The following is a 19,990-nucleotide window of genomic DNA, read 5'->3' as shown; positions in this document are numbered from 1 at the left end:
GCACCGCCGCAAGTTCGGCGGCGCGCTCTGGGTCGCGCCACCGCGTCCGCTTACGCCACGACCGCGCGTGGGCCGGCGGTCATTGCGGCTTGGCGCACTGCGCGAACAGGTCGCGCGCGTGGTCGTAGACGCCGGTCCTGACCTGCATCAGGCCCAGCACCGACGGGAACAGGTTGTCCTGGTCGGCGTAGCGGCGCGACCGCGCCTGCAGGCAGGCCAGGTCCAGGCCGCGCGCGCTGGCGAAGCCGGGCGAGAACCACATCACCATCGGCACGTGGGTCTGCTCCTGCGGCGCGATCGCGTAGGGCACGCCATGCAGGTACAGGCCCTTCTCGCCCAGCGACTCGCCGTGGTCGGAGAGGTAGATCATCGCCGTGTCGTAGTCGGGCATCGCCTGCAGCGCGTCGATGGTGCGCGCCAGCAGGTGGTCGGTGTACAGCAGCGAATTGTCGTAGGCGTTGGTGATCAGTTCGCGGCTGCAGTTGCCCAGGTCGGCGGTGTCGCAGGTCGGGGTGAAGCGGCGGAACGCGGCCGGGTAGCGCTCGAAGTAGCTGGGGCCGTGGCTGCCGAGCTGGTGCAGCACCACCACGCGGTCGCCGGGCTTGGCGCGCACCTGCGCGGCCAGGTCCTGCAGCAGGATCTCGTCCATGCAGCGTCCGTCCTTGCACAGCTGAGGATCCTTGGCGTCGTCCAGGTGCTGGATCTGCAGGCCGTCGCACACGCCCTTGCAGCCGGACTGGTTGTCGCGCCACAGCGTGCTGATGCCGGCGTGTTCGAGCACGTGCAGCAGCGACTGGTGCTTGCGGATGTTGCTCTCGTTGTAGTCGTGGCGGCCGAACGGCGAGAACATGCACGGCACCGACACCTCGGTGCTGGTGCCGCAGGAGTGCATGTCGGGGAAGTTGATCACGTCGCGCTTGGCCAGCTCCGGCGTGGTCTGCCGTGCATAGCCGTTGAGGCCCCAGTTCTGCGCGCGGGCGGTTTCGCCCAGCACCACCACCAGCAGCCGCGGCTTGCTGCCCGGCGCACGCGCGGTGGCCTTGGCGTCGTGCTCCAGCGGCAGTTTCGGCGCCTTGCGCGTGGGGCTGTCGGACTTGAAGTTCTGCCGCAGCGCGACCAGGTAATTGATCGGCGTGGCCAGGTAGCGGATCTCGCGATGGTTGCGCATCATCGCCGACAGGTCCTGGAACGACAGCATCGCAGCGACGCCGCCCAGCGCCAGCATGCCGATCAGGAAGCCGGCACGGATCGCCAGCGCCTTCAGCGGCGAACGCCGGATCAGCCGCACCCGCCACAGCACCAGGATCGGCAGCGCCGCGTAGAACAGCAGCGGCGCGATCAGCGCCGGGGTCATCAGCTCGCGCGATTCCTTGTGGTCGGTGGCCAGCACGTTGCGCAGCATGTCCGCGTCCAGGTAGACGCTGTAGCTGTTCATGTAGTGCGCGGCGAACGCGGTGGTGATCAGCAGCACCGTCAGCACCGGCTTGGCGATGCCGCGCCACAGCAGCAGGCCCAGCAGTAGACCGTGCACCGCCAGCAGCAGCAGGAACAGCGACAGCGCCAGCTTGACGTCGCCGCCGTGGCCGCTCATCGCGCTGCGCCAGAACATGCCGTTGCAGGCCAGGGCGAAGAACGCGCTGGCCGCCAGCGCCAGCATCTCGTTGCTCAACTGCGGACGCCAGGCCCACCAGCGGGCGCGGGAGGCGGTGGACGGCGAGGGCGGGGCGACGGAATGGCTCATGCGGCGGAATCGTTGGTAGTGGAAGGGCGTCGATCGGCCTGCGACAGGGTCGCGCGCGGCCACAGCATCGCCCGGTACAGGCCCAGTGCCACGCCCCAGCACAGGGCCAGCGTCCACAGGTCGTGCGACATGAAATGCGCGCCGCGCAGCTGTTGGCCGAGACCGAACAGCAGGCCTCCCCCGAGGCCGATCGCCAGCGCTGGCCAACGCCAGGCCGGCTTGAGCGCCAGCGCGACGAAGTACAGCCCCACCCAGGCATAGCCGGCACTGGAATGACCGGCGGGGAAGCATACCCCGCGCGGCATGCCCGCCGGGCGGGTCTCGAACAGGCCCACGAAGATCCGCTCGCCGCCGTAGCGGGTCAGGTCCCAGGGGCAGTCCATGTGGGTCACCGACTTCAGCAGCGACACCACGCCGGTGCTCAGCGCCACCGCCAGCAGCAGGTACAGCAGCGGCAGCCGGTAGCGGCGGGCATCCGGACGGCGCCACGCCCACACCGCCAGCGCGGCGGTCACCGCCCATGCCGCCGCGCTCAGCATCTTGCCGTCGTGGTGGATCAGGCTACGGGTCAGCGCCGCATCCTTCAGCGCCCACTGCCCGCCTTCCCAGCGATACAGCAGGTCGGCGATCCAGAAATCCCCGCCCAGGCCCATCAGCAGGCCACTGGCCAGCAGCACCAGCGCCAGCGGCACCCACAGGTGGGACAGGTAGAAGTGCCGGCGTGCGCCGAGGTGGGGCGCCGCCGCAGCGGACAATCGCAGGGGCGTACTGAACATGGTCGACGAAGGCGGCCAGGGACGGCGGGAAAGTGGGGGCATGGTCGGGTTGCAGGTGTCGGATAGCTGTCGGAACTGCGGGTGAGAGGGCCGAGGCTTCAGCGAAGGTTGCGCACGGCCGCACTGATGCAAGCGCCGGGCCACGCGTGCCGGCGGCCGGCGCGGAAGGCAGCCTGACGTCGCCGTGTTGGGATCCTTTCCAGGTTTTATTGAGACTCGATCAAGGCGCGCGGCCGTTCTGACGGCGTTCCGACACGCTTCCGCTAGCATGGGCGGGTCAGTCCCCCGAATTCGAGCGCCCCCATGCGGCTGCTGGTCATAGAAGACAACCGGAACCTGGTCGCCAACCTGTTCGACTACTTCGAGGTGCGCGGCCACACCCTGGACGCGGCGCCCGATGGCGTGACCGGCCTGCACCTGGCCACCACCCAGCGCTACGACGCGCTGATCCTGGACTGGATGCTGCCGCGCCTGGACGGGCAGCAGGTGCTGCGTGCGCTGCGCGAGGAGCACCATGCCGACGTGCCGGTGATCATGCTGACCGCGCGCGACGAGTTGCCGGACAAGATCGCCGGCTTCCGCGCCGGCGCCGACGACTATCTGACCAAGCCGTTCGCGCTGCCGGAGCTGGAAGTGCGGCTGGAAGCACTGCTGGTGCGCGCCAGTGGCCGCGGCCGCAGCAAGCTGCTGCGCGTGGGCGACCTGCAGCTGGACCTGTCCACGCTGGAAGTGACCCGCGGCGGGCGCACCCTGCATCTGTACCCGGCCTGCCGCAAGCTGCTGGAGGTGCTGATGCAGGCCAGCCCGGCCGCGGTCACCCGCGATCGCCTGGAGCAGGCGCTGTGGGGCGACGAGCCGCCGGACGGGGACATGCTGCGTTCGCACATCTACGACCTGCGCCGCAGCGTCGATGGTCCGTTCGCGGCCAAGCTGATCCATACCCTGCCGCGCATCGGCTACCGCCTGGCGGTGGTCGGCCCCCACGAGGGCGAGCATGCCGACTAGGGCCGGGCTGCGGCAGCGGCTGACCCTGTGGCTGGTGGGCTACGCGGCGCTGCTGTCGCTGGCGGTGTTCGTGCATGGCTACATCGTCAACGACCAGGCCGAGCAGCTCACCTGGCGCTCGCTGCTGACCTCCGAGCTGGACCACTTCCTGGCGCGCAGCGCGGCCGACCCGGACTATCGCTGGATCGACACCCGCACCGTGAGCCTGTACGGCGACGAGGGCGGCGCACCGCTGCCGCCGGCAGTGGCGGCGCTGGGCCCCGGCCTGCACGACGAAGTGCAACTGGAAGGCAGCGAGAAGGTGGTGCTGGTGCAGGACGTGCGCGGCCGTCGCCTGGCGCTGGCGCTGGACATCACCGAACTGCACGACCACGAGGACAACCTGGCGCTGTGGATGCTGGTGTCCAACGCAGTGGCGGTGCTGCTGCTCGGCGCGCTGGTGGCCTGGGGCATGGGCCGGGTGGTGCAGCCGTTGATCGACATGGCCCAGCGCATCGGCAGCCTGCGCCCGGACCGGCCCGGGCAGCGCATCGAGGTGCATCCGCGCGCCAGCGCCGAGCAGGTGGTGATCGCCGAAGCGCTGAACGACTACCTGGCGCGCAACGACCTGTTCGTGGAGCGCGAGCGCGCCTTCATCGACAGCACCAGCCACGAACTGCGCACGCCGGTGGCGGTGATCGGCGGCGCCGCCGAGCTGGCGCTGGAGCAGCACGACGTACCGCCCAGCGTGCGCAACCAGTTGCTGCGCATCCGCCGTACCGCCAGCGGCGTCGGCCAACTCATCTCGCTGCTGCTGGTGCTGGCCAAGGATCCGGCGCGGATGGCGCGCGGCAGCGACCTGGTGCGGCTGGACCAGTTGCTGCCGGAGATCGTCGAGGACCACCGCCACCTGTGCGCGGACAAGCGCCTGGAGCTGGCCCTGGCGCCGATGCCGCCGTGCGAGGTGGAGACGCCGCTGGCGATCCTGCAGGTGGCCATCGGCAACCTGCTGCGCAACGCCATCGAGAACAGCGACAAGGGGCAGATCCAGATCACGATGTTGGCGCCGGGCGTGGTCTGCATCGACGATCCCGGCCACGGCATGAGCCCGGAAGAGATCAGCGCGATCTACATGCGCATGGCGCGCGGCGGCGGCAGCCGCGAGGGCAGCGGCATCGGCCTGGACCTGATCGCTCGGCTGTGCGAGCACCTGGGCTGGGCGCTGCACCTGGATTCGCTGGCCGGCAGCGGCACCCGCGCGACACTGGACCTGAGCAGCGCGCTGAAGCGCCCAGGCGCGTCGCCGCCGTCGCCCGCGCCGTAAGGACGACGGGCTAGGCTTGCGCCGGCAGCAGCCCGCGTTGCGCCAGCCAGGCGCGCGCGTCGTCGGCATCCTGCTCGAACCAGGCGCGGGTGGAACCCAGCCGGTAGGTGTAGCCCCAGGCGTCCATGTCCGCCATCAGCCGCGCACGGCCCACGCCGGGCAGGGCGTCGGCCAGCACGATCTGCAGGTAGCAGGTGGCGTCTTCCTCTTCCACCGAGTCGGTGGCGTCGGTATGCACCTGCGCGCGCCGCTGCGGCGGCAGCACGATCAGGTGGCAGGCCTCGTGCAGCAGCGAATGCACCGGCGTGTCGTCGCGCACATAGACGTCGCTGGCGATCACCCCCGCCTCCGGCTCGCCCCAGTAGCTGCCGGGAATGGCGGCGCCGTCGGCGACGCGGTGCAGGGTCAGCCCGTAGCCGGCCAGCAGCGTGCGCGGGGCGTCCAGGCCGATGGCGCCCACGGTCAGCACCTGGGCGGCGGCGGCGGGAAGGGCGGTGTCGGTCTGCATCGTGTGGAGGTCGTCGGGATGGAAAGGCGCGGCGGGCGCGCCCGATCACGTCAGGCACAGCGCGTCGCGGCGCCGGCCCGGATCGACGCGTCAGCCGCGGCGGCTGCCACGGCCGACGCGCGGCCTCAGGGCGTCGGCCCTTCCGGCAGGGCGACGGAGATGTCGAGCACGTCGTGCTCGCCGTCCTTGACCAAGTCCACCTTGACCGCGTCGGCGTCGATGTTGACGTACTTCTTGATCACTTCCAGCAGTTCGCGCTGCAGCAGCGGCAGGTAATCCGGGCCGCCGCGCTGGCTGCGTTCCTGCGCGATGATGATCTGCAGGCGGTTCTTCGCGGTTTCGGCGGTGTTCTTCTTGGTCTTGAGGAAATCGAATAGTCCCATGCTCACCCTCCGAACAACTTGGTGAAGAAGCCCTTCTTCTCCACGGAGATGAAACGCATCGGACGTTCCTCGCCGAGGATGCGCGCCACGGCGTCCTCGTAGGCCTGGCCGGCCGGGGATTCGGCGTCCAGGATCACCGGCTCGCCCTTGTTGGAGGCGTTGAGCACGTCGCCGGATTCGGGAATCACGCCGATCGCCTTCAGGCCGAGCACCTCCTCCACGTCGGTGATGCTGAGCATCTCGCCGGTCTCCACGCGCGCCGGGCTGTAGCGGGTCAGCAGCAGGAATGCGGGCAGGCTCTTGCCGCTCTCGGCCTTGTGGGTCTTGGAGTCGAGCAGGCCGAGGATGCGGTCGGAGTCGCGCACCGAGGACACTTCCGGATTGACCACCACCACCGCGCGGTCGGCGAAGTACATCGCCAGGAACGCGCCCTTCTCGATGCCGGCCGGCGAATCGCAGACGATGTAGTCGAAGCCGTCGGCGGCCAGGTCCTTGAGCACCTTCTCCACGCCTTCCTGGGTCAGCGCGTCCTTGTCGCGGGTCTGCGAGGCGGCCAGCACGAACAGGTTGTCGAAGCGCTTGTCCTTGATCAGCGCCTGCTTCAGCGTGGCTTCGTTGTGCACCACGTTGACGAAGTCGTACACCACGCGGCGCTCGCAGCCCATGATCAGGTCGAGGTTGCGCAGGCCCACGTCGAAGTCGATCACGGCGACCTTCTTGCCGCGTCGCGCCAGCCCGCAGGCCAGGCTCGCGCTGGTGGTGGTCTTGCCGACGCCGCCCTTGCCGGAGGTGACAACGATAATTTCAGCCAAAGGACTATCTCCTGATACGTTCGAGGTTGGGCCGCGTCAGTCTTGCGCGGCGATCATGATCTGGTCCTGCTCCAGCCAGACCTGGACGGCCTTGCCACGCAGTTCCTTGGGAATATCGTCCAGCACCTTGTAGTGGCCGGCAATGGCGACCAGTTCGGCGTGGAAGTCGCGGCAGAAGATCCGCGCCTCGGTGTTGCCCTGGGCGCCGGCCAGCGCACGGCCGCGCAGCGTGCCGTAGATGTGGATGCTGCCGTCGGAGATCACCTCGGCGCCGGCGCCGACGGTGGCTACCACGGTCAGGTCGCAATTCTCCGCATACAGCTGTTGCCCGGAGCGCACCGCGCTCTTCTGCATGCGCCCGGGTTGCGGCCGTGCCGCCGGAGCGGGCGGCGGCGGAGGCGGGGGCGGCGGCGAGACCGGTGCCGCCGCCGCAGCGGGCGCGCCGCCATCGAAGCGCTCGTACTGTGCGCGGAACTTGGCCAGCAGCGGCAGCCCCAGCGCCACCGACAGCTCCTCTATCTCGCGGGTGCCGTAGGCCAGCGCCACCGGCAGCACGCCGGCGTCGCGCAGGCCGTCCAGCAGCGCCTGCGCGGTGGCCACGTCAGGGGTCTGCGCCAGGCCGCCGAAATCGATGATCACCGCGGCCCGGCCGAACAGCTTGGGCGCGCGCTGCACGCGCTCGCGCATCTCCTGGCTCAGCCGCGCCACGTCCAGCGTGCGCACGCGCAGGTTGGCGATGCCGACCTGGCCGATCTTCAGTTCGCCGGCCTGCTCGAAGTCCAGATTCACCGACGACACGCTCAGGTCCCGGTCGGGCGCTGCGCCCGCTGCAGACGATGGGCGTGGCCGGCCCAGGGCAGGTCGGGCAAGGTGTCGCCGTAGGTTTCGCGCACCCAGGCGTAACTGCACAGATCCTTCAACAGCATGCTCGCACGCACCTCCACTTCGTTCATCGTGTTCTGGCCCACTTCGCGGAAACCGAAGCTGCCATGGAACAGCAGCGCCGCATCGGCGCCGTGATCCAGGAAAACCTCGCACGCCAGTTGCGGGTAGCGCAACTCGGCGTAGCTCTGCACGTCGGCGTAGAACGCCCGGCCGACGCCGCCGCCGCGGCGGCGGCTGGCCACCACGATGCGGTCGATATAGAAAAACTGCGGGTAGCGCTCGCGGAACCAGGCGAAGTTGCTGCTGTCGTGGTCGCTGTCGCTGCCGAAGCCGACCAGGAAGCCGGCCAGGTTGCCGTCGCGCTCGGCGACGCGGAAGTACTCTGCGGTTTCGTAGAAGCGGTGCAGCTTGGCCGAATCCAGCGGCAGGATCGCCAGTCCGGCGTTGTTGTTCAGGGCCAGGACCGAATCGAGCTCGTGCTCGCGCACGTCGCGGATGACGATCGACATTGAGACTCCATTGCTGATGCGCGCGCGGCCCCGTGCGGACCGCAGGGGCGGATTATCGCACGCGCGACCCGGGGCGGCGAGCCGCGCCGGCATGACTTCCGTGGGAGTGCAATGCGCGCCGTTCATCCTAAGATGGCTGCATGTTGGGATATCTCAGCCATACCCGCGTCCTGCGCTATGCCGGCCTGTTCACCTGGGCCGTCATCTGCATGCCGTTGCTGTACCTGTACTGGGAGCCGGTCGAGGAATCGGGACGGATGCCCAGCGGCGAGGTGTGGCTGCTGCTGGCCAGCTACCTGGGCTTCGGCGTGGTCTATTTCCTGCTGACCCGGCGTCTGCACAGCGGCGACGGCGTGCGTTGGTACGACCGCGGCATGCTGGTGCTGCTGACCATCTGCGCGCTGGCGGTCGGCTACCTGCACCGCTCGGGGCTGGGCAGCATCCTGATGATGGTCGCGGCCGGGGTGATCCCCTGGCTGCTGCCGGTGCGCGCCGGCGTGGCCTGGCTGCTGCTGAGCCAGCTGGCGGTGCTGCCGGTGTACCTGACCATCGGCTTCCCGCCGTTCGAGGCGCTGATGCAGTCGCTGCTGTACGGCGGCTTCTCCATGTTCATCTTCGTCACCAGCCTGGTCGCGCGCCAGCAGACCCAGGCGCGGGAGGAGCAGCGCCAGCTCAACGCCGAGCTGCGCGCCACCCGCGCGCTGTTGGCCGAGAGCGCCCGGGTCAACGAGCGCACCCGCATCTCGCGCGAGCTGCACGACCTGCTCGGCCACCACCTGACGGCGCTGAGCCTGAACCTGGAAGTGGCCGGCCACATCACCGAGGGCCGCGCGCAGGAGCACGTGCAGCAGGCGCATACCCTGGCCAAACTGCTGCTGACCGACGTGCGCGAGGCGGTCAGCCAGTTGCGCGACAGCGGCGCGATCGACCTGGCGGCGGCGCTGCGGCCGCTGGCAGAGCGGGTGCCGTCGCTGCAGATCCATCTGCAGGTGGAGGAGCCGCTGACCGTGGAGGATCCCGAGCGTGCGCACGTGTTGCTGCGCTGCACCCAGGAAATCATCACCAACGCGGTGCGCCACGCCCAGGCCGACAATCTGTGGATCGAGGTGCGCCGCGACGGCCCGCAGGTGGTGATCCAGGCGCGCGACGACGGCCGCGGTTGCGAGACCCTGGCCCCCGGCAACGGCCTGCGTGGCATGCGCGAGCGCCTGAGCCAGTACGGCGGCAGCCTGGACGTGGCGGCCGCGCCGGGCGCCGGCTTCCGCCTGCGTGCCGCGGTCCCCGGCGCCGCCACCCTGCTGCCGCCCGCCGTTCCCCAAGGAGTGTTGTGATGATCCGTGTGTGTCTGGTCGACGATCAAACCCTGGTGCGGCAGGGCATCCGCTCGCTGCTGGCGCTGGACGGCGGCATCGAGGTGGTGGCCGAGGCCAGCGATGGCCGCCAGGCGGTGGAGTTGATCCCGCAGGTGCTGCCCGACGTGGTGCTGATGGACATGCGCATGCCGTCGATGTCCGGGCTGGAGGCGCTGCAGACGCTGTCGCGCGCCGCCGCGCTGCCGCCGACCATCATCCTGACCACCTTCGACGACGACCAGTTGGTGCTGGCCGGGCTCAAGGCCGGGGCCAAGGGCTATCTGCTCAAGGACGTGTCGCTGGAGCAGCTGGTCGGCGCGATCCGCACCGTGGCCGCTGGCGGCTCGCTGGTGCAGCCGGCGGTGACCCAGCGCCTGCTGTCCGGCCTGGAGCATATGCGCAACGACTTCGTCAGTCTGGATCGGCCCGACCCGCTGACCGACCGCGAGACCGAGATCCTGCGGCTGATGGCCAGCGGCTTCTCCAACAAGGAGATCGCCAACTCGCTGGGCGTGGCCGAGGGCACGATCAAGAACCACGTCTCCAACATTCTCTCCAAGCTCGGCGTGCGCGACCGGACCCGTGCGGTGCTGAAGGCGTTCGAGCTGCAGCTGGTCTGACCGAGCAGGATGCCCCGCGCGGCGCCGCAGGTGGTCTGAACGAGACAGTATGACGGCCGGCGGAGACGGGTCGCGCGCACGCCGGCCGGGTCCCGTGTCACCGGAGGCCATGCAAACCGTGCCGGCATGACGCTGTCGCGCCTGCCGCGCGCAGGCAAGTGGTCTGGCCTCGGCTTGGCGTGGCCCGGACACCTCCGGCTGTCCGAGAGTGCCGCCGTTGCTCGGTTCGATGCGGGCAGGTCCTGGGTGCGCCCGCCTGTCCGCTGCCGTCATCGGGACAATGGTCTGGTCGTCCCTGGCGCCGCGCGCACCGGCGCTGCCGGCACCGTGCAAGGCCGTTGCGGCGCGGGGCGAAGCGGCATTCCGTGATGTGCTGACCACGGACAGCGAAGCCTGCTAGGATGGGCGCTTCGCTTCATCAACCCGGCCGTGGGATCGGCCCCGGAGACCTCCTGAATGACCCGTATTATCGAGTTCCTGATCGCCCTGGGGATCGTGGCTGGCCTGTTCGTCATTGTCGGCGTAGTGCTGCCCTCGGAGCGTCACATGTCCGAAAGCGTCGAGACCAATCGGCGCATGACCATCGTCTATGACACGGTCAACAGCCTGCGTCGGTTCAAGGACTGGAACCCCCTGGTGCTGCGCGACCCGCGCATCGAGCTGAAGCTCTCCGGCCCGGAATCCGGTGTCGGCGCGCGCCTGGACTACAGCTCCAAGGAGGGCTACATCGGCAAGGGTAGCTGGACCATCACCTCGACCGAGAAGAACAAGGACGTGGTCATCGCCATCGAGGACGAGACCAAGGGCAAGGACAAGACCACCACCTTCAAGCTCGAGTCGACCGGCAAGAACGGCCGCAACGTGAAGATCACCCAGGACTACACCGTCAAGTACGGTTGGGACCTGCTGGGTCGTTACGCCGGCCTGTACGTCAGCCGCCATGTCGGCGACGACATCAAGCTGGGTCTGTCGCGCCTGAGCAACGTGCTGGCCACCGTGCCGAACGTGGACTACCGCTCCGACGACACCCCGCTGAAGGACCTGAAGGTCGTCGACGTCCCGGCCGAGGACCTGCTGGTGGTCAACGCCGGCAACATCGACCGCGACAACGACTCCATCAAGAAGTCCATCAAGGACAACCAGGAGTGGATCAAGCGAGTGATGGACGCCAACGGCCTGGAAGCGGCCGGTCCGGTGCGCATCGTCACCACCGACTTCGGCTCGGACAAGTACGCGTTCGACGTCGCCCAGCCGGTCCGCAAGCGTGCCGGTGGCGCGCCGAAGGACGATGCCAAGAAGGATGAGAAGAAGGACGACAAGAAGGACGACGTGGCCGCCGCGCCGGTCGATGCCACCCCGGTTGCCGCCTCCGGCGAGCCGCTGAAGGTGACCATCCCGCAGGGCGCCCCGGTGACCTACCTGCGTACCGAAGCGCACCGTTCCGCCTTCGCCAGCTACACCGGCCACATGGCGGGTCTGGATGCGGCGCGCAATGCGCTGCGCGCCTGGGCCGCGACCAGCGGCTACGACGTGACCGACCGTCCGTACGAAGCCTGGAAGGGCGGGGTGGACAAGTCGTTCACGCCGGAAGGCACCTACGACATCTACTGGGCGATCAAGTAAGTCCTGCCCTGGTGGACGAGTGAACCGGAACGCGCCGCATCTTGCGGCGCGTTCTGTTTATGGGGCCGGCAAACGCTGCCGCGCTCCCGGAGGAAACCCTCATGCTGACGTTCGATCGCCGTACGCGCGGGCCGTTCTGGCTGTGCAGTGCCGGCGCGCTGCTGGCGGCCGTGTCCATCGGCCTGTCCGCCTATGCTTCGCACGGCGTGGCCGAGCCCCTGGCGCAATCGCACCTGCAGACCGCGGCGCTGTACGCCTTCGGCCACGGCGTGGCGCTGGCGGCGCTGGGACGCCGCAGCGAGCGCCTGCTCGGGCGCTTGGCGCTGTGCCTGTTGCTGCTCGGCACCGTGCTGTTCTCCGGCAGCCTGGCCGGCAACGCGCTGGCGCAGTGGCCGACGCGTCTGGCGCCGATCGGTGGCACCACGCTGATGCTGGGCTGGCTGCTGTGGGCGGTGGACGCGCTGCGGCGCTGAACTCAGGGCGCGCTTAAACTCGCAGTCCGGATCAGGCAACTGATGGCGGCGGTCGGGTGTGCGCCAGCACGCATCCTGGCGTCGCGCTGCCGCCCGTGGGCCTGGCGGCGACGCTATGTGTCGCTTCAGTGTGCTGGCGGCACGGGTACGTCCGTGATGGCTGCTTCAGCGGTCGTGGACTCAGGTGGACGTGTGCGGAACAATGGGTCGTCACTGACCCTTGGCCGTTGCGACGACGGGAAGCGTCGCTCCTGCTGCAGCCAACGGTGGTACTGGAAGGTGCCTCGCGCGGCACTTAAGTAGACCAGCAGGATGATCACGCCCAGCACCATCCCATTGAGATTGCCGGACGCCAGCAAGATCAGTCGCGCCAGAATGCAGTACCCCACCAGCAGGAGCGCGGCGATCCTACTATGGCGATGCAGGCCGTAGGCGCACACCCCGATCAGCACGACGTCGACGCTGAAGAGGATGCCGCCGCCAACGCTGCCATTCGCGAATTGCATGATCGCGAAGATGAGGCTGATCGCAGCGCTCAGCCAGGCAACGATACAACCGACCGCGATCTTGCGTGTGATGGTATCGGGTGCTTTCGCCAGAGGTGGTGCGCTTTGTGCGCTCTGCGCTTGCGGCGTGGCATAGGGGTTTTCCGGCACGAGGCGACATCCTTGCGTTGGGCGAGACATCGTTATCGGCCAGCGCCGCAAAAAACTTCATTGTTGCAAAGTGTGCCGGTGCATCTCGATAGGGCTGAGTCGGCCGTAGTGCTCCTACGCCGCGGCTATTACTGGTCGCCGACCAGTTCCACCTGCGCCTTCAACCGCACCCACGCGTCCTGGTTGGGATCGTTGACCGTGACCTGCACGGTGTAGGTGCCGAGCGGGTCGCTGTCCTCGAAACGCAGTTGCACCGACAGCGGCGCCAGTTCCAGCAGGCCGGCGGCGGCCGGTGGGCCGCCCATGCCCAGGGGCCGCATCGGGTCCTGCAGCGTGGTGCTGCCGTCGGGGCCGAGCACGCGCAGGCTCATCTGCGCATCGCAGGCGCCGCCATTGTTGGGGCTGGGCGCGCAGCCGGCGTACAGCAGCGCCACGCGGAGCAACTGGCCGCGCTGCACGCGCGCGATCGTGCGCAGGTTCGGCGCATGCGCGGCCTCGGTCTGCCCCCACTCCTGCGCGAACGCGCTGAAGTCGGCGTCGTCGGCGATCTGCAGCGCGGCGGCGAAGGCCTTGTCGTGGCCGCGCTCGGCGCTGTCCGGCAGCGCCTGGCCCTGCCGGTCGTGCCATTGCGCGGCGGCGCAGGTGGGCAGGGCCAGGGCCAGCAGGGTCAAGGCCCGCCAGGCGGCGGTGCCGGCGCGCGGCCGGCGGGTGTCGGAACGGGTCATGCGCAAGCGGCCTCCTGCCAGCACCAGTGCCAGGGTTCGTAGACGATGCCATGCGGGTTGTCGCGCGGATAGCTCATGCGGTAACCGAAGGCGCCGGCGTGGTCGCGCAGCCAGGCGAAGGCCGGCGTGCACTCGAAACTTTCCTCGGCCGGCGGCTCGCCGGGCGTGCCGATGTCCAGCGCGTGCCCGCTGTGGTGCTCGCTGAAGCCCGGCGCGGCATTGACCGCGAGGATCTGCTCCAGGGACTGCCCGCGGGCGAACTTGCGCGCGAAGATGCCGAGTTGATACGCGTGGCTGCGATAGCCGGAGATCGCCTCCAGCACCACGCCATCGCGCGCGGCGGCATGGCGCAGCGCGTGCCAGGCGCGTGCGGCGCCGGCGCTCAGCCACAGCGGGCGTCGGTAGCGGTCGTCGCCGGCCGCGTGCAGGGTGGCCGGTTCCGGCTGCAGCGGCAGGCCGGTGCGTTGCGCGTAGGCGTCGGCGGCCAGGCCCAACTGGTCCAGTTGCTCCTGCAGCGCGTGCAGCGGCAACCAGGTCTCATCAGCCGCCATCGTGCCGCGTGCGGGCAGCGCGTCGAGCCGATCCAGGGCCGCGTCGATGCCGGGTTCGTGCATCAGTCGCGGCACCAGCGCGTGCAGTCCGTGTGCGTTCGCGGTCGCCAGGTAGCGCCCGTCGTGCTTGCGCCGCAGCAGCCAGGTCGCCTGCGCGAGCTGGCGCGCGTCGGCGTTGCTGCGCGCGCGCAGTCGCGCGGCCGGCAGCAGTTCAATGGTCTCGGTGTTGAGCAGCAGGCTGGGGACGGTGCGCATCGGCACAGGGTAGGGCCAAGCAGCGCGGGCGGCCAGTCGCGGGGCGATCCTGCCGCGTTGCACACGACGCGGCAGACGCGGCTCAGAAGAACTCGTCGAGCAGCTGGTGGAACTGCAGCCGCGTGAGGTCCGGCGTGGCGATGCCGTACGCGGCGAAGAAGCGATCGGCGAGCGCCGGGTCGAATTCGTCCAGGCAACTGGCCAGGATCGCCAGGTCCTGGTACGGGTCGGCGACGCCGGCGCGGCCGAGGTCGATCACGCCGACCACGTGGTCTGGCGCATCGAGCAGGATGTTGTCCAGCGAGTAGTCGCCGTGGCACAGCACGCGCTCGCTGGCCAGCGGCAGCAGCGCGGTCATCGCCTGCCACACCGCCTCCGCCGACCAGCCGGCACGCGCGGCGTTGAAGTCCTCGGTGTCGACCAGGCCCGCCTGCAGCCGGCGTTGCGCAGCGGCCAGGCGCAGCGGGTGAGTGGCGTCGAACGGACAGGTATCGATCAGCGTGGCGTGGAAGCGGCGCAGGAACTCGGCCAGCGCCTGCGCGATGCGTTGCGCCTGCGCGGGCGCGTCCTGCAGCCATTGGTAGGCGGTCCTGCCCGGCAGCGCTTCGCTCAGCAGCCACGCGCCGGCGGCATCGGCCTCGAAATGCAGCACGCGCGGCACGCAGCCTGTTCCGCGCAGCCAGTGCAGCCGTGCGAACTCGTCCACCACGTCGTCGTGCGAGGCGCCGGTGCCGCGCTTGAGGTACAGGTCCGGCGTGCCGGTGCCGCCGAGCCGATAGACCATGGCGCCTGCTTCGCCGACCAGATTGCGGTGCCAGTGCAGGCCGTGCAGCCGCGCCGACAGCGTCGGCGGCAGCGCCGGTGCGGTGGCGGGAGTCTCGCGGGGCGCGGTGTGGTCCATCGGACCGATCCTCGAGGTGTCATGTGGAGGCGGCGTCGTCGCCGTCGTCGCGACGCGCGCGGCTGGCGACGAAGACGCGCGTGGCTGGTGTTCCAGCATATATCGCTTCGCGTACGCCAGAACGCTCGACGCGGTGTGCTCCACGGATCGGGCGCGTCGCGCGGCGAGACCTTGCCGCACCGCGCAGCATGTCGTGCCCTGCGCGGCCGGTCGCAGCAGCGACCGACGCGGCGAGGCCCGCCGGACTCAGGCCATGCGGCGCGCCGTGCCGCGCGTGTCTTCGCCGCCGTGTGCTTGCGCCGCGAGTGTCTGCCATTCCTGCAGCACCTGCCTGGGGTGTTCGACGCTGAGCAGCAGCCAGCCGCCGGCGTGCAGCGGAACGGCCAGGACGCGATCGCTGGTGATCAGGCAGAACGCCTTGTGCCCGTCGCGGGTCCGGTAGTGGCCCGCATGGAAGCCCGGGTAGCCGAAGCCGAGCAGCTTCAAGGCCGGCTTGAAGCCGGTGTGCTCGGACAGCGCGATCACGCGCGCGTCCCCCAGGCGCAGCGCGGCCAGCGGTACGCGCTTGGTCAGGAACGTCGCACGCACGTCCACCAGGCCCTCGTGCAGCAGCACGCGCTGCCGCGCGAAGGTGGCGGTGCCGGCCACGCCGATCAACGCCAGCAGCCCGAAATGCCACCACAGCGCACCGGGTCGCGCGGCGTGCAGCGCGAACGCGCCGATCACCGCGGCCACGAGCAGGAGCGGCAACCACAGCCACAGCGCCAGGCCCAGCCGATGCGCCGGCGCCACCGGATACCTTTGCGTCGAGGAGGGCGATGCGGAGCGCAGCCGGCTCATGGCGTGGCTCCGTGGTTGGCGGGCAGGGCGCGCGCCCAGGCGACGACATCGGCGATCAGGGCCGGGTCGACGTGGCCGGGCGCCGCGCACGCGGCCGGTCCGGGCGCACCGGTGCCGACGATGCCTCCGTGATTGAGTGCGGCGTAGCGGTGCAGGTCGGTTTCGACCGCGGCCAGGTCGCCGGGCTGCAGGCGCTCCCGCAACGCGCCGGCGGTCCGATGCGGCGCCGCGGCCAGCGTCGTGCGAGGGCCCAGCAGCGCCACCCGCGCAGGCGTCAGAACCCGATGCCGGCGCATGTCAGAGCTCTCGCTTGAACAGCAGCAGCGGCTTGGTGCCCGGCAGTGCGATGACGTTGACCAGTTCCCAGCCGAGCTTGCCGTGCTTGTTCAGGTCGGCCTGCAGTTCGTCCAGTTTCAGGCCCAGCATCAGCGTGGTCTTGGCCTCGACGGTGAGGTACTCCCAGCGCTTGCTCATGAGGTGCGTTCCTTGTCGTCGCCGGGCTTGGGCAGCCGGCCCGCCTTGCGCAGCGCGTCGCGCAACACGTATTCGATCTGCGCGTTGAGGCTGCGCAGTTCGTCGTCGGCCCAGCGCTGCGCCGCCGCCAGCACGTCGGCGTTGATGCGCAGCGGATAGGCCTTCTTCTCGCTCATGACCGCTCCTGCCGCGCGGCGTCGCTGCGCCGCAGGTGCAGCAGCATCGACACGATCAGCGCGTTCACCGTCAGCAGCAGTGCGATGGCCACCGCATAGACGCCGGCGCGCTGGCCGCCGGTCCAGTACAGCGCCGCGGCGCCGAGCAGGATCGCCAGGCCGATCAGCGCCCAGCGCAGGCCCAGCCCGCGCGCGCGGTCGTCGCCCTTGCCGCCGACCCAGGCGGCGATGACCAGGGCCGGCAGGCCGGAGAGGGCGAGCGCCAGCGGCGCGATGGCGGCGTGCATGGACATCGGCACCTCAGTACAGCGAGCCGGCGTTGACGATCGGCTGGGTGCCGCGGTCCGAGCACAGCACGGTCAGCAGGTTGCTGACCATGTGCGCCTTGCGCTCCTCGTCCAGTTCGACCACGCCGTTCTTCTGCAGTTCGGCCAGGGCCATCTCGACCATGCCCACCGCGCCGGCGACGATGCGGGTGCGCGCGGCGATCACCGCATTGGCCTGCTGCCGCTGCAGCATCGCCTGGGCGATCTCCGGGGCGTAGGCGAGGTGGCTGATGCGCGCCTCGATCACGTCCACGCCGGCCTGGGTCAGGCGTTCGTCGAGGTGGCGCTTGAGCTGCTCGCTGATCTCGTTGGGATGGCTGCGCAGCGAGATCTGCCCGTCCTCGTGCTGGTCGTAGGGATAGCTGGTGGCCATCGCGCGCAGCGCCGCCTCGGACTGGATGTGCACGAAGCTCTCGTAGTCGTCGACGTTGTAGACCGCCTCGGACGCGTCCATCACCTGCCACACGATCACCGCGGCGATCTCGATCGGGCTGCCGTCCAGTTCGTTGACCTTGAGCCGCCCGCTCTCGAAGTTGCGCACGCGCTGGCTGACCTTGCGCTTGCTGAAGAAGGGATTGTTCCAGCGCAGGCCCGGGTCCTTGACCGTGCCCACGTAACGGCCGAACAGGCTCAGCACCGCGGCCTGGTTCGGTTCCAGCGCATACAGGCCGACCACCAGGAACAGCGCGACGGTCAGCACCGGGATCGCGACCAGCAGGGTCCACGGCATCGCCGACGGCTGCAGCACGCCGGTGGCGATGATCGCGCCGGCGCCGGCCACGAACACCAGGACCAGGCCCACGATCATCGGGATGCCGGGCAGGGAGGAACGGGGCTGCTCTTTCATGGTGGACGTCCTTGGGTGGTTGGACGAAAAGATATCAAATTGATATCAGGTTGCAAGAGGGCCGGGATTGGGGATTCGAGATTCGGGATTGGCTGAAAAGCCGGGATTCGGGATTCGGGAGTCGGGCGGTAGAAGCTAGGAACGCGGATGGACAAAGGGGTTCGCTTGCGCGAATCCCTGATTTGGTTGTTTCACAGTGCAAAGTCGCTGCGACAGCGAGCCGATCGCTGCCTGGCTGAGGTCGTCGAATGGAAGGCGGAGGTCAATGTCCCCGACTGGCAGCGTGCAGTCGGCACGATGTCAGCCGTCATTGACCCGCTCTTACCAATCCCCAATCCCGACTCCCGAATCCCGGCTTTTCAGCCAATCCCGAATCCCGAATCCCCAATCCCGTCGCCGCAAGCGGCGGCCACTCACCCGCCGAGAATCAGCACCGGGCTGCGAAAGCCGCTGAGGTGGTGGGTGCCGGTGGCGATGTCGCTGCGGTAGCGGCCGGGAATCTCGATCTGGCAGCGTTTGCCGATGCGCACGCCGGGGCCGATGTCGACCTGTCGGCCGAGCGTGGCCTGGGCGCCGATCTGCGCTTCGGCAGCGAGCGTCACGCCGGCCTCGATCCATGCCGAGGCGCCGACCTTGACCGCCGATTCCAGCACCGCCGCCGCGCCGATCCAGGCGTTGAAGCCGATGTCGCAGTGCGTATCGACGATGGCGCCGGCGCTGATCGCGCAGTTCTCGCCGACGCGTGCGCTGGCCGCCACCTGGGCGCCGCGGCAGATCAACGGCGGCATCCTGAAACCGCGCGCCTTCAATTCCCCCATCAGCTCCTGGCGGCGGAAGTTGAGGAACTGCGCGCCCCAGGCGACGAAGGCGGTGGCACCGGTATCGGCCAGCGCGTGCAGGGCATCCAGGTCGAAGCGGTAGTCCTTGCCCTGGGCCACGTCCACCGGGTGCAGCACGCAGTCCGGCGCCGCCTCGGCCCAGGCCGCCAGCGCCCAGCGCAGCAGCGCACCGCTGCCGACCACGTACTTGTCAGAGGACATGGCGGCCCTCCATGACATCCATGTACCAGCGTTCGATCTGCATGTTGGCGTGCTCGTAGTCGCCCAGCACCGCGCGCGGGGCGCCGGCGCGCAGTCCCGACTGCACCTGTTCCATGATCTCGATGTCCTCGCGCAGCACCTTCTCGGCGCCGTGCAGGTGCCCCAGCAACACTGCGTCGGAACCCGGATAGCGATGCTTCTTGCGCGCGGTGACGTAGTAGACCAGCAGGTCGGTGCGCTGCGCCGATACCGGCTGGTGGTGCTCGATGATGAAGGAATAGCCACCCGAGCCCGAGGCGATGTGCAGGTTCGGGTACAGCAGCCAGTTCAGATACCAGTCGTCGTTGCCGAAGCGTTCGACGTGCGCGTGCCAGGGATAGTGCGCCATCGCCACCAACGGCTCGTTGAGCCCGCCGCTGCTGAAATCGCGCAGGCGCGCCAGATGCGCCTCGCGCGAGGCGCTGCCCTCGGCATGGTAGCGGCGCGCCTCGGCGACGCTGGCATCGTCCATCTGCACCTGGAACTTCACCTGCTGCGCCAGCGTGCGCGCATGCACGAAGCGCGGGTGCAGCGCGTCGCGCAGGTTCTCGTAGGCCAGCTTCCAGTTGAAGTCGGCCTCGAAGGTCGCCACCAGCACTTCGTCGTCGAACTGTTCGGAAGCGGCGCGCAGCATCTCCAGCGCCTCCAGCGAGAACTGCGCCTCCAGCGGCATCGGCGCGGGCGACAGGTTCACGAACACCAGCTTGCCGATGCAGGCCACCGCGAAGCGGCGCAGCCGCAGGCAGGCGCGCGCCTCTGGAGCGAGGCGGTAGGCATCGTCCTGGAACGGGATGTTGTCCACGCCGCCGTCGGCGCCGTAGCGCCAGCCGTGGTAGCTGCAGACCAGCGGGCGCACGCCCTGCGGTTGCTGTTGCAGCGGGTTCTGCCGGTGCAGGCACAGGTTGTCGAAGGCGCGCAGTTCGCCGTCGATGTGCTGCACCACCACGTCCACGCCGCAGATCGAGCGGCGCACGAAGGCGTTGGGCTTGTCCAGCAGCATGCGCGGCGCCACGAACTGCCACAGCGGCTTCATCAGGAGCTCGCGCTCGCGCGCAAACCAGGCCTCGTCGATGTAGGCCTCGGCCGGCATCAGCGAGTGCATGGGTGCGCCTCGGCGGTGCGGCAGGGCGTGCCGTGGCGGTGTTCGGCGCTGTGTGCGTGCATGGCGAC

The 19,990-nt window shown here is 69.4% G+C and carries 25 protein-coding genes; 6 read left to right on the top strand and 19 right to left on the bottom strand.

The features are described from left to right. Nucleotides 1-79 precede the first annotated feature (79 nt). The gene (locus tag ACHWVH_RS01305; RefSeq protein ID WP_017915118.1) at nt 80-1,741 is read right to left on the bottom strand and encodes a phosphoethanolamine transferase; all 1,662 of its coding nucleotides are present in this window, start codon (nt 1,739-1,741) and stop codon (nt 80-82) included. Further along, nucleotides 1,738-2,517 (bottom strand): phosphatase PAP2 family protein, encoded by a 780-nt coding sequence (locus ACHWVH_RS01300; RefSeq protein WP_295927170.1) that lies wholly within the window; start codon nt 2,515-2,517, stop codon nt 1,738-1,740. Before ACHWVH_RS01300 ends, ACHWVH_RS01305 begins: the two co-directional genes overlap by 4 nt. 303 nt (nt 2,518-2,820) lie before the next feature. Here ACHWVH_RS01300 and ACHWVH_RS01295 point away from each other — a divergent pair, with 303 nt between their 5' ends. Both ACHWVH_RS01295 and ACHWVH_RS01290 read left to right on the top strand, forming a co-directional pair. After that, entirely contained in the window at nt 2,821-3,522 is a 702-nt protein-coding gene (locus tag ACHWVH_RS01295; RefSeq protein WP_010340248.1) for a response regulator transcription factor, read from the top strand. Continuing rightward, nucleotides 3,512-4,825, top strand: a complete 1,314-nt coding sequence (locus ACHWVH_RS01290; protein WP_267121227.1) for a HAMP domain-containing sensor histidine kinase — start codon at nt 3,512-3,514, stop codon at nt 4,823-4,825. Before ACHWVH_RS01295 ends, ACHWVH_RS01290 begins: the two co-directional genes overlap by 11 nt. A 10-nt stretch (nt 4,826-4,835) precedes the next feature. On the opposite strand, the gene ACHWVH_RS01285 is transcribed toward ACHWVH_RS01290, so the two are convergent. From ACHWVH_RS01285 to ACHWVH_RS01265, 5 genes are all read right to left on the bottom strand, one after another. Next, on the bottom strand, nt 4,836-5,333 hold the full coding sequence (locus ACHWVH_RS01285; RefSeq protein ID WP_394686499.1) for a hypothetical protein: 498 nt from the start codon (nt 5,331-5,333) through the stop codon (nt 4,836-4,838). 125 nt (nt 5,334-5,458) lie between these two features. Beyond that, entirely contained in the window at nt 5,459-5,716 is a 258-nt protein-coding gene (gene minE / locus ACHWVH_RS01280; protein WP_017910131.1) for a cell division topological specificity factor MinE, read from the bottom strand. Between the two features lie 2 nt (nt 5,717-5,718). Continuing rightward, on the bottom strand, nt 5,719-6,528 hold the full coding sequence (gene minD / locus ACHWVH_RS01275) for a septum site-determining protein MinD (RefSeq protein ID WP_209029460.1): 810 nt from the start codon (nt 6,526-6,528) through the stop codon (nt 5,719-5,721). Nucleotides 6,529-6,564: 36 nt separating this feature from the next. Beyond that, the gene (gene minC, locus ACHWVH_RS01270; RefSeq protein ID WP_148828815.1) at nt 6,565-7,326 is read right to left on the bottom strand and encodes a septum site-determining protein MinC; all 762 of its coding nucleotides are present in this window, start codon (nt 7,324-7,326) and stop codon (nt 6,565-6,567) included. Nucleotides 7,327-7,328: 2 nt separating this feature from the next. After that, nucleotides 7,329-7,922, bottom strand: coding sequence for a GNAT family N-acetyltransferase (locus tag ACHWVH_RS01265; RefSeq protein ID WP_010341204.1), 594 nt, complete (start codon nt 7,920-7,922; stop codon nt 7,329-7,331). 140 nt (nt 7,923-8,062) lie between these two features. Here ACHWVH_RS01265 and ACHWVH_RS01260 point away from each other — a divergent pair, with 140 nt between their 5' ends. The 4 genes from ACHWVH_RS01260 to ACHWVH_RS01245 all read left to right on the top strand — a co-directional run bounded on the left by ACHWVH_RS01260 (nt 8,063) and on the right by ACHWVH_RS01245 (nt 11,990). Beyond that, nucleotides 8,063-9,253: a sensor histidine kinase gene (locus tag ACHWVH_RS01260; protein WP_152240199.1), complete on the top strand. Its 1,191-nt coding sequence runs from the start codon at nt 8,063-8,065 to the stop codon at nt 9,251-9,253. Then, on the top strand, nt 9,253-9,894 hold the full coding sequence (locus ACHWVH_RS01255) for a response regulator transcription factor (RefSeq protein ID WP_017907693.1): 642 nt from the start codon (nt 9,253-9,255) through the stop codon (nt 9,892-9,894). The genes ACHWVH_RS01260 and ACHWVH_RS01255 overlap by 1 nt, the downstream gene beginning before the upstream one ends. Nucleotides 9,895-10,350: 456 nt before the next feature. Next, a complete protein-coding gene (locus tag ACHWVH_RS01250; protein WP_017907694.1) occupies nt 10,351-11,517 on the top strand; it encodes a polyketide cyclase in 1,167 nt (388 codons plus the stop codon). Between the two features lie 101 nt (nt 11,518-11,618). After that, a complete protein-coding gene (locus tag ACHWVH_RS01245) occupies nt 11,619-11,990 on the top strand; it encodes a DUF423 domain-containing protein (RefSeq protein WP_017907695.1) in 372 nt (123 codons plus the stop codon). 125 nt (nt 11,991-12,115) lie between these two features. Here the strand turns inward: ACHWVH_RS01245 and ACHWVH_RS01240 are convergent, their stop codons facing one another. From ACHWVH_RS01240 to ACHWVH_RS01185, 12 genes are all read right to left on the bottom strand, one after another. Then, complete coding sequence (locus tag ACHWVH_RS01240; protein WP_150411129.1) at nt 12,116-12,646, bottom strand: hypothetical protein; 531 nt, start codon at nt 12,644-12,646, stop codon at nt 12,116-12,118. Between the two features lie 128 nt (nt 12,647-12,774). Beyond that, nucleotides 12,775-13,371, bottom strand: coding sequence for a hypothetical protein (locus ACHWVH_RS01235; protein ID WP_295927162.1), 597 nt, complete (start codon nt 13,369-13,371; stop codon nt 12,775-12,777). Next, nucleotides 13,368-14,177 (bottom strand): M15 family metallopeptidase, encoded by an 810-nt coding sequence (locus tag ACHWVH_RS01230; RefSeq protein WP_295927160.1) that lies wholly within the window; start codon nt 14,175-14,177, stop codon nt 13,368-13,370. The genes ACHWVH_RS01235 and ACHWVH_RS01230 overlap by 4 nt, the downstream gene beginning before the upstream one ends. Nucleotides 14,178-14,259: 82 nt before the next feature. Beyond that, the gene (locus ACHWVH_RS01225; protein ID WP_394686498.1) at nt 14,260-15,078 is read right to left on the bottom strand and encodes an APH(3') family aminoglycoside O-phosphotransferase; all 819 of its coding nucleotides are present in this window, start codon (nt 15,076-15,078) and stop codon (nt 14,260-14,262) included. A 246-nt stretch (nt 15,079-15,324) separates the two neighbouring features. After that, nucleotides 15,325-15,918 carry a hypothetical protein gene (locus ACHWVH_RS01220; RefSeq protein WP_394686497.1) on the bottom strand — a complete coding sequence of 198 codons (594 nt, stop codon included), beginning with the start codon at nt 15,916-15,918 and terminating at the stop codon, nt 15,325-15,327. Beyond that, on the bottom strand, nt 15,915-16,214 hold the full coding sequence (locus ACHWVH_RS01215) for a hypothetical protein (protein ID WP_394686496.1): 300 nt from the start codon (nt 16,212-16,214) through the stop codon (nt 15,915-15,917). The genes ACHWVH_RS01220 and ACHWVH_RS01215 overlap by 4 nt, the downstream gene beginning before the upstream one ends. 1 nt (nt 16,215) lies before the next feature. Next, complete coding sequence (locus tag ACHWVH_RS01210) at nt 16,216-16,392, bottom strand: DUF4177 domain-containing protein (RefSeq protein WP_150411170.1); 177 nt, start codon at nt 16,390-16,392, stop codon at nt 16,216-16,218. After that, nucleotides 16,389-16,568, bottom strand: coding sequence for an Arc family DNA binding domain-containing protein (locus ACHWVH_RS01205; RefSeq protein ID WP_148828821.1), 180 nt, complete (start codon nt 16,566-16,568; stop codon nt 16,389-16,391). The genes ACHWVH_RS01210 and ACHWVH_RS01205 overlap by 4 nt, the downstream gene beginning before the upstream one ends. Further along, nucleotides 16,565-16,855 (bottom strand): hypothetical protein, encoded by a 291-nt coding sequence (locus ACHWVH_RS01200; protein ID WP_394686530.1) that lies wholly within the window; start codon nt 16,853-16,855, stop codon nt 16,565-16,567. Before ACHWVH_RS01200 ends, ACHWVH_RS01205 begins: the two co-directional genes overlap by 4 nt. A 13-nt stretch (nt 16,856-16,868) precedes the next feature. Further along, nucleotides 16,869-17,741: an SPFH domain-containing protein gene (locus tag ACHWVH_RS01195; protein ID WP_026143690.1), complete on the bottom strand. Its 873-nt coding sequence runs from the start codon at nt 17,739-17,741 to the stop codon at nt 16,869-16,871. Between the two features lie 413 nt (nt 17,742-18,154). After that, entirely contained in the window at nt 18,155-18,781 is a 627-nt protein-coding gene (locus ACHWVH_RS01190) for a hypothetical protein (protein ID WP_394686495.1), read from the bottom strand. Beyond that, a complete protein-coding gene (locus ACHWVH_RS01185) occupies nt 18,771-19,922 on the bottom strand; it encodes an aromatic ring-hydroxylating dioxygenase subunit alpha (protein ID WP_394686494.1) in 1,152 nt (383 codons plus the stop codon). Before ACHWVH_RS01185 ends, ACHWVH_RS01190 begins: the two co-directional genes overlap by 11 nt. Nucleotides 19,923-19,990: the final 68 nt, after the last annotated feature.

It is taken from the genome of uncultured Xanthomonas sp. (assembly GCF_964278005.1).
In the GTDB taxonomy this organism is placed as follows: Bacteria; Pseudomonadota; Gammaproteobacteria; order Xanthomonadales; family Xanthomonadaceae; genus Xanthomonas_A; species Xanthomonas_A sontii.
Note: the sequence above shows the minus strand (reverse complement) of the source record. Positions and strands in the feature narration are given on the sequence as shown.

Bases quoted from the DNA above. Each gene is read 5' to 3' on its own strand.
- ACHWVH_RS01305 (WP_017915118.1), bottom strand. From the start codon at position 1,741: ATGAGCCATTCCGTCGCCCCGCCCTCGCCGTCCACCGCCTCCCGCGCC.
- ACHWVH_RS01300 (WP_295927170.1), bottom strand. From the start codon at position 2,517: ATGTTCAGTACGCCCCTGCGATTGTCCGCTGCGGCGGCGCCCCACCTC.
- ACHWVH_RS01295 (WP_010340248.1), top strand. From the start codon at position 2,821: ATGCGGCTGCTGGTCATAGAAGACAACCGGAACCTGGTCGCCAACCTG.
- ACHWVH_RS01290 (WP_267121227.1), top strand. From the start codon at position 3,512: ATGCCGACTAGGGCCGGGCTGCGGCAGCGGCTGACCCTGTGGCTGGTG.
- ACHWVH_RS01285 (WP_394686499.1), bottom strand. From the start codon at position 5,333: ATGCAGACCGACACCGCCCTTCCCGCCGCCGCCGCCCAGGTGCTGACC.
- minE (WP_017910131.1), bottom strand. From the start codon at position 5,716: ATGGGACTATTCGATTTCCTCAAGACCAAGAAGAACACCGCCGAAACC.
- ACHWVH_RS01265 (WP_010341204.1), bottom strand. From the start codon at position 7,922: ATGTCGATCGTCATCCGCGACGTGCGCGAGCACGAGCTCGATTCGGTC.
- ACHWVH_RS01260 (WP_152240199.1), top strand. From the start codon at position 8,063: ATGTTGGGATATCTCAGCCATACCCGCGTCCTGCGCTATGCCGGCCTG.
- ACHWVH_RS01255 (WP_017907693.1), top strand. From the start codon at position 9,253: ATGATCCGTGTGTGTCTGGTCGACGATCAAACCCTGGTGCGGCAGGGC.
- ACHWVH_RS01250 (WP_017907694.1), top strand. From the start codon at position 10,351: ATGACCCGTATTATCGAGTTCCTGATCGCCCTGGGGATCGTGGCTGGC.
- ACHWVH_RS01245 (WP_017907695.1), top strand. From the start codon at position 11,619: ATGCTGACGTTCGATCGCCGTACGCGCGGGCCGTTCTGGCTGTGCAGT.
- ACHWVH_RS01235 (WP_295927162.1), bottom strand. From the start codon at position 13,371: ATGACCCGTTCCGACACCCGCCGGCCGCGCGCCGGCACCGCCGCCTGG.
- ACHWVH_RS01230 (WP_295927160.1), bottom strand. From the start codon at position 14,177: ATGCGCACCGTCCCCAGCCTGCTGCTCAACACCGAGACCATTGAACTG.
- ACHWVH_RS01225 (WP_394686498.1), bottom strand. From the start codon at position 15,078: ATGGACCACACCGCGCCCCGCGAGACTCCCGCCACCGCACCGGCGCTG.
- ACHWVH_RS01220 (WP_394686497.1), bottom strand. From the start codon at position 15,918: ATGAGCCGGCTGCGCTCCGCATCGCCCTCCTCGACGCAAAGGTATCCG.
- ACHWVH_RS01215 (WP_394686496.1), bottom strand. From the start codon at position 16,214: ATGCGCCGGCATCGGGTTCTGACGCCTGCGCGGGTGGCGCTGCTGGGC.
- ACHWVH_RS01210 (WP_150411170.1), bottom strand. From the start codon at position 16,392: ATGAGCAAGCGCTGGGAGTACCTCACCGTCGAGGCCAAGACCACGCTG.
- ACHWVH_RS01205 (WP_148828821.1), bottom strand. From the start codon at position 16,568: ATGAGCGAGAAGAAGGCCTATCCGCTGCGCATCAACGCCGACGTGCTG.
- ACHWVH_RS01200 (WP_394686530.1), bottom strand. From the start codon at position 16,855: ATGCACGCCGCCATCGCGCCGCTGGCGCTCGCCCTCTCCGGCCTGCCG.
- ACHWVH_RS01195 (WP_026143690.1), bottom strand. From the start codon at position 17,741: ATGAAAGAGCAGCCCCGTTCCTCCCTGCCCGGCATCCCGATGATCGTG.
- ACHWVH_RS01190 (WP_394686495.1), bottom strand. From the start codon at position 18,781: ATGTCCTCTGACAAGTACGTGGTCGGCAGCGGTGCGCTGCTGCGCTGG.
- ACHWVH_RS01185 (WP_394686494.1), bottom strand. From the start codon at position 19,922: ATGCACTCGCTGATGCCGGCCGAGGCCTACATCGACGAGGCCTGGTTT.